The organism is uncultured Gimesia sp. (assembly GCF_937919775.1).
Lineage (GTDB): Bacteria > Planctomycetota > Planctomycetia > Planctomycetales > Planctomycetaceae > Gimesia.
In genome coordinates this window covers 1-6,884 of record NZ_CALFPF010000774.1, presented here as the reverse complement: position 1 = coordinate 6,884, position 6,884 = coordinate 1, and the positions used below count along the sequence as shown (strand labels likewise).

Annotated in this window: 4 protein-coding genes; 2 read left to right on the top strand and 2 right to left on the bottom strand. The window is 52.3% G+C overall.

Annotated elements, in window-relative coordinates; all coding sequences use genetic code 11:
- Positions 1 to 1,790, top strand: a 1,790-nt coding sequence (locus tag Q0294_RS22040; RefSeq protein WP_299469761.1) for a DUF1549 domain-containing protein, incomplete at its 5' end; no start/stop codon positions are given.
- Positions 1,791 to 1,864: 74 nt separating this feature from the next.
- Positions 1,865 to 3,145 (top strand): DUF1501 domain-containing protein, encoded by a 1,281-nt coding sequence (locus Q0294_RS22035; protein WP_299469759.1) that lies wholly within the window; start codon positions 1,865 to 1,867, stop codon positions 3,143 to 3,145.
- 26 nt (positions 3,146 to 3,171) lie between these two features.
- On the opposite strand, the gene Q0294_RS22030 is transcribed toward Q0294_RS22035, so the two are convergent.
- Positions 3,172 to 5,373 carry an alpha-amylase/4-alpha-glucanotransferase domain-containing protein gene (locus Q0294_RS22030; RefSeq protein WP_299469757.1) on the bottom strand — a complete coding sequence of 734 codons (2,202 nt, stop codon included), beginning with the start codon at positions 5,371 to 5,373 and terminating at the stop codon, positions 3,172 to 3,174.
- Positions 5,374 to 5,765: 392 nt separating this feature from the next.
- Complete coding sequence (locus Q0294_RS22025) at positions 5,766 to 6,761, bottom strand: DUF4931 domain-containing protein (protein ID WP_299469755.1); 996 nt, start codon at positions 6,759 to 6,761, stop codon at positions 5,766 to 5,768.
- Between the last annotated feature and the right edge of the window lie 123 nt (positions 6,762 to 6,884).

The window sequence follows — 6,884 nt, the reverse complement described above, 5'->3', positions numbered from 1 at the left end:
GCCACTCTTCTGTATTCGCGGCAACAAAGAGTCCCTCACAATCGAATAAAGGGGACAGAGTCGACGAAACCGCGCTGGCTGAGAAGGTGGATCAACTGATTGAAGCGGAACTCAAGAAATCAAAGGTCGAACCGGCAAAACTGGCCAATGACGAAGATTTCCTCCGTCGCGTAACCTTCGATCTGGCTGGTAGAAAACCATCCAGTTCGGAAGTGATCCTGTTTGGCCTGGATTCGAACCCCGACAAACGGAAAACCGTCATCAATGAATTACTCAAATCGGAAGATTATGCCGTCAACTGGGCACGCTACTGGCGCGATGTGATTTATCTGCGGGCCACCGATATGCGAGCCAGGATCAATGAGCGTGAGTTCGAAGAGTGGATGACAACCCAACTCAGTGAAAACAAGAGCTGGGACCAGATCGCCACCGATCTGCTGACCGCCACCGGCGATGTGCGTGAAAATGGAAACACGGCGCTGATCTTCGCCCACGAAGGCGATCCGGCAGAACTGGCAGCGGAAACCTCGCGTATCTTCCTTGGCATACAGATTCAATGTGCCAACTGTCACGACCATCCGACCGATAAATGGAAACGCAACAGCTTCCACGAACTGGCAGCATTCTTTCCCCGCGTCCGGGTGCGTCCGGTGCGGGATGCGACTCCACGGACGTTTGAAGTGGTTTCGATGGATCAGGGCAATCAGATGGAACAACGCATGCGTATGCTGCAGGATCCTACCATGATTTTCAAAACATTCGACCGCAACCGCGACGGCAAACTGACGGAACAGGAAGTTAAGTCGACCCGTTTCGGCAGAAACTTTGAACAACTGGTTGCCCGTGCCGACAAAAACGGGGACAAAGCTTTAACGGCCGAAGAAATCAAAAGCATCCCCGTGCCGGACGAAGCCCGTCGATTCATGACGGAATATCACATGCCTGATTTAAAAGACCCAACCTCTGCCGGCACGGTTGTGCATCCGGTATTATTTGTGGGCACGAAAGCACCTGAAGGGATGAAGGATCTCGAACGGCGGGAAACGCTGTCGAAATTCTTGACCGCCAAATCGAACCCCTGGTTCGCACGGGCCATCGTCAACCGCCTCTGGGCCGAAATGCTGGGCGAAGGTTTTTATATGCCCATCGATGATATCGGCCCCGAACGCAGTGCCGTTTATCCCGAAGTTTTAGAGGCTCTGGCAGACGGTTTCACAGCCAACGGTTACGACCTGAAATGGCTCTGTCGCACGATTGCCAATACGCGTGCTTATCAACGAGTGATGCAGACAAAAATCGAAGGACAGCCCCATATCCCCTTCGCCGCACAATCTCCCACCCGCTTGCGAGGCGATCAGATTTTCACGGCGATCACCCAGGTGTTTGGCGTAGATGATCTGCAGGCGAACCGCGGCGGCGGTGATCAGCGTTTTCAGGGAAACCGGTCTGCCCGCGGTCAATTCAGCAGCCTGTTTACATTCGATCCTTCCACTGCACAGGATGAAATCACCGGCGACGTACCGCAGGCGCTGTTCATGATGAATTCCTCAGCCATCAATGGGATGCTGGGCACAAATCGGAATACGAAACTGGCTCAGATTGCCAAAGAGTTCCCCAAGAACGAAGACGCCATTCCGGAACTGTACCTGCTGACGTTGTCCCGAGAGCCGAGCAAATCGGAAATGAAGATCTGCCAGGAATACATCCAATCCACAGACAACCGAAATGAAGCCCTCGAAGATTTGATGTGGGGTCTGCTCAATTCCAGCGAGTTCATCACCAAACGCTAAACCTAAACGTTCGGTAAGTTTTAGAGTCACGTTCCATTTGAATCCACTTAATCCCTCACGACGAGGAGTTTTCCATGAGTCTTTATCACCACCAGCAAGTTCAAACTCACCGAGGGGGTTTTTCGCGTCGCAGCTTTATGCGAAATGTTTCAGCGGGCGCATTGGCTGCAGGAACCCTGAGCTTTCAAGACTTGATGAGCGTCTCCGCGGAAGAGTTGCGTCAGCAGGGACGTGCGATGATTCTGCTCTGGATGGCGGGAGGTCCGAGCCACTTTGAAACGTTTGACCCCAAACCGAAATCCTCGAGTGCGGGCGACAAAAAAGCGATTCAGACTGCCGTTTCCGGGATTGAGATTTCCGAGGACTGGAAAAACACGGCGAAGGTGATGCAGGATATCGCCTTGATCCGTTCGATGACCAACAAAGAAGGCAATCATCAACGAGCCACCTATCAAATGCATACCGGCTATATTCCGTCTGGCAGTGTCAAACATCCGAGCCTGGGTTCGAATATCGCCAGAGAAATCGGAAATCGCGACCTGGATATCCCGACGATTGTCTCAGTCGGCACCACAAACGGCGCGGGTTTCCTGGGTGTGGATTATGAACCGTTTAATGTCAACAACCCGGGAAGTATCCCCAACAATGTAGCAGCGACCGTGCCCGATCAACGCTATCAGAAACGTCTCGGATTGTTAGGCCGTCTCGATTCTGAATTTGCGAGCCGGGGGGGTGAAGTCGTCGTCAAGAATCACAGCAAAATATATAACAAAGCTTCTTCGCTGGTACTGAGCCCGCAAACCAAAGTGTTTGACCTGAGCCAGGAATCTGCAGCATTACGCCAGGAGTATGGCGACAATAATTTTGGGAAAGGCTGCCTGCTGGCCCGCCGACTGGTAGAAGCCGGTTCGACTTTTATCGAAGTCCGCTCCAATGGGTGGGACAACCATGCGAATATTTCCGAAGTGATTACACCGATCTCACAGCAGGTGGATGCCGGGATGGCGGCTCTGATTGCCGACCTGAAACAGCGGGGCATGCTGGAACGGACTCTGGTTGTCTGGATGGGGGAATTCGGCAGAACCCCCAAGATCAATCCACGTGCCGGACGCGATCACTACCCACGCGTCTTCTCAGCCGCTCTGGCGGGCGGAGGTGTCAAAGGGGGACAAGTGATTGGCGCTTCGACCGCGGATGGCTCAGCCGTCAAGGATCGACCGGTGACGACCACCGATCTGTTCTGCTCGATCTGCCAGTCGTTAAAGGTCGACCCGAAGAAGGAAAACATGAGCCCGCTGGGACGCCCGATGAAAATTGTCGACGGCGGCACCGTGGTTACCGAATTGTTTTCCTGAAAAGCAGACCGAACGGCGCATCTCAATCAGTTTGATGCGCCGGAAGTCGTTGCTTCGCTGAGTGCTTTGGCCTGAGCGACTGAGGTATCCAGCGACAGAGTGATGGTTACCGACCAGCGGCCCTGTTCGTCGGCGACAAAATCCCAGTGCGGAATCACGACCGAGCTTTGATGCACCAGTTCATAGCCGCCTTCCGACTGGCTGATGGTTTGAATCGGGAAGGTCCAGATATTGGCGGGTGAGGATAAATCCAGGGCGGCATCCAGCCCCAGCCATTCATCCACCAATCCAATCCGGTCGGTTTTATGCAGGTCTAACTGGGATTCTAACGGCCCCAGTTGTTTTCCGAGATGATTGTAGAAATAACGATCACTCGCGCCGGCGGCCATGCCCGCAAAATTAAATTCCACCCCGAAATGCAGCGGCACGTCGGTGGGTAACTCCGATAATTCATAGTGAAATTCCAGAGTGCCTGCCGCATTTTTCGCTAACGAAACCGTCTTGGACAATTCCACCTGATAAGGCCCGACATAACCTTTCCGCACCATACGCACTTCGCAATAGTCGTCCGTGCGACGCAGAAAACTCTGATACACGCCCTGTACAAAATCGCCTACTTCGCCGCCGCCGGAAATGACGGTCTGCAGGTCGAGACCTGGCTGAAAGAAATGGTCGACCAGCGATTTACGGGGGGTATGGTCGTATTGCAGTTTTTTATCCAGATCGGGCTGTTTGAAACGAACGGCGTTGTGAATCTTGCCGAGATCTTCACCCGGCTGACTCCCGTTCTTTTTCTCGAGACCGGCTTTACGAATGATGTCATGGTAAGGCTCGGGACGACGGTCCAGAGTCGCCAGGATATTCTGTTTGGCGCCGCGGACATCCAGTTCGTAAAGGTGTCCTCCCTGGGCGGGTGAAATAAAACCGACAATGCGATTGCTGGCAAGGCGCACTTCCTTACGGGCATCCAGATTAAAATCGGCAACTTCTACTTCAATCCAGGTGGCATCGCGGTGCGTGATTTTTTCCAGTAGGGTATCGGCCAGGATCAAATGCTTATAGATGGCATTCCGCAGATGCGGCAGATACAGCCCCCCGAAGGCACCGTGCCAGTACGGGCAATTGCATTGCGCGCGATAGAGTTCGGTGCGCGCTTCATGCAGCAACGGCAAGTCCTCCGGATCCACACCGGTCGCTTCCAGACTTTGCAGCCGATTGCTGACCAGTAACATCCGGGAATACATTTCATTGAGTTCTGAATACTTCACACGAAAGTTGCGCCAGAAGCCTCCCCGCAGATAAGGCTTTAATCGATCAAAGCCTTCGACTTCCGAGAACTTTTCTTTCAGGTCGGCCAGTTCCAACTGCCGCTCGGAGGAGAGTGCCCACTCATTCATTTCACGATAGCTGGCATCGGGCAGATAACAACTGCCGATCGGCGAGACCGAATCGACGGCTTCGGAAAGCGTGGTGACTTTTAACCAGTCGCTGTTCTGCTTTAGCAGATCCAGAAACCGCTTCAACCAGCCATCGCGGTAAACGTGATCGTAAGTCCCGGGCCAGGCGCCGAATTTTTCTCCATCATCGCCAAACACAACCACTGAATTGGGATGATGGTCGGCGATCTCTTTCAGATAATGAATCGTTTCGACGGGATCGGTAAACGGAATCTGATAACGCAGGGTTTCATTGTCGGGAAAGATTTTCAGCAGGCGGCCTTCATCTTCCGACAGATAATAGCCGTGCATTTTATCAGCGCGAATTCCAGCGGCGCTGAAATGGGAATCGTCCAGCAGCGTGTACTCCATGCCGGCGTCTACCAGATCGGAAACAAAGGACTGTTCCCACACGCGTTCCGGAACCCACATCCCGCGAATCGGCGTTCCAAATAATTTCTTGAGGTAATCGGTATAAGCGACGACCTGTCCGATGCGGTCACAGCGGGGAATGCCGGCGAGAATGGGCTCGTAAAACGGTCCACCCAAGATCTCTACCTGACCGGAATCGGCTAACCCTCGTACTCGATCAATATACTCCGGATGAGCATCGACCAGCCATTCCATCAAACTGCCTGAAGTATGCAGAGAAAAAGGGATCTCGGGATATTCTGACAACACGTCCAGGAATGGTTGATAGCTGTTTTGATAGGATTCTTCAAAAACGCCTTCAAAATTCCCGACTGGCTGATGGTTGTGAATGACTAATACAAGCCGAAGTCGACAGCCCATGGGCCGCATCCTTTCTCATCTGTGTAGAACACAGAAATATCGATTACGCTAAGAATATAGAAGTATTGATTTTATGACACGAGCGAGACTGTCTCACCCCTGCTTTAATCGCTGATCCCGAAGGACTTGTAACGAATCTGACTTATAATAGTAAAGCCAATCTTTTAATTATCATAGAGGACTTTTTATGAGAATAAAATCCAAGTCCCCGTAAAATCGATACTCTCGATCCCGAAATACTGGCGAAGGAAGGTCAAATGTTAAAGCAGGCAAGATTTCACCAGATTTATTAACTGGGACAACTCCGAATCCACGTCTTGATTCTCTATTTTACCCCTGAGGTAAATCACTGAGGAAAAGACAATCCTCGCGGGGAGGATCTTAGTGAGCGTTCAGGAAACGAGCTGTTTCTTAAGTTGTTCGATCGCCTGTTCGGGGAAAACCGGATTGATGAACATGTTCGTCGAGAGTTCAAAGCCCGCCAAATGAGCCAGGCGGGGATAAATGCGCATGCTCCACGCGTAACCGGCCTGCTCGTCGGTAGCAAAGGGGGGCGTCTGGATCACAAAATTAAAATCATGGCTGCCCAGAATCTCTTCCAGAGCCAGCAAAAGACGTCGACTGAGGCCGGCCAGATCATCGAGTTCCTGATCGCTGGAGTGATCGAAGTGCGTTTTCAGGGACCGAGGAACAATCCAGGTTTCAAAGGCAAACCGGCTGGCGTAAGGACAAATCACATTAAAATAAGGAGTTGAGGTCACGAGCCCGGAATATCCGGTCGGCATTTCCTGTGAAGATGCTTGTAAGATCGAACCGCCCTGCTCTGCCAGATAATCTCGCGCTGCCTGCAGCTCCTGTTGCATCGCTGACGGCACGATCTGGCTGGCGACCAGTTGCGAGTGTGCATGCCCCAATGAAGCGCCGCCCAGAATTCCCTGATTTTTGAAGATGAGGACATACTCCAACCGGGGATCAGATCGATGAGTGGCCGCACGCTGCCGATACGCGCGGAAAAGATTCTGAAAGTGCGACAATTCCAGCCGCGTCATCTGCGTCTCAAACTGCGGACACTCGACAATGACTTCATGCACCCCGTACTGATTTTCATCTGCAGCTAAATCGGCATGCGGCGTCAGCGCGGGAAATTTGTTCGCCACCACCCTCAGACTCCAGCCCGGCTGGTTCGGTTGACTCTCGGGATGACGCACCGCGTACAGTTCCGACGTGGTTTCCGATTCTTTCCCTTCCGCAAAAGGATCGGTCTCAATCTGTTCTGCAGTCACTTCGAATTGCGCGAGATCGTTCGTAATGCCAATCGGACGTTTGGCCCGTTCCGGCGCGAAGATCGTCGTAAAACTTGTTAATGGATCAGTACGGATCACAGACATGGAATACAGTTAATCTAAGTGGGATAGTTGACTAAATTTCATGAACAGACCGCTCATTGAGAGGCAGAAACCGATTCGCTGGTTTTATTACGGCGACTGCAGGCACGCTGATAAACCGACAGG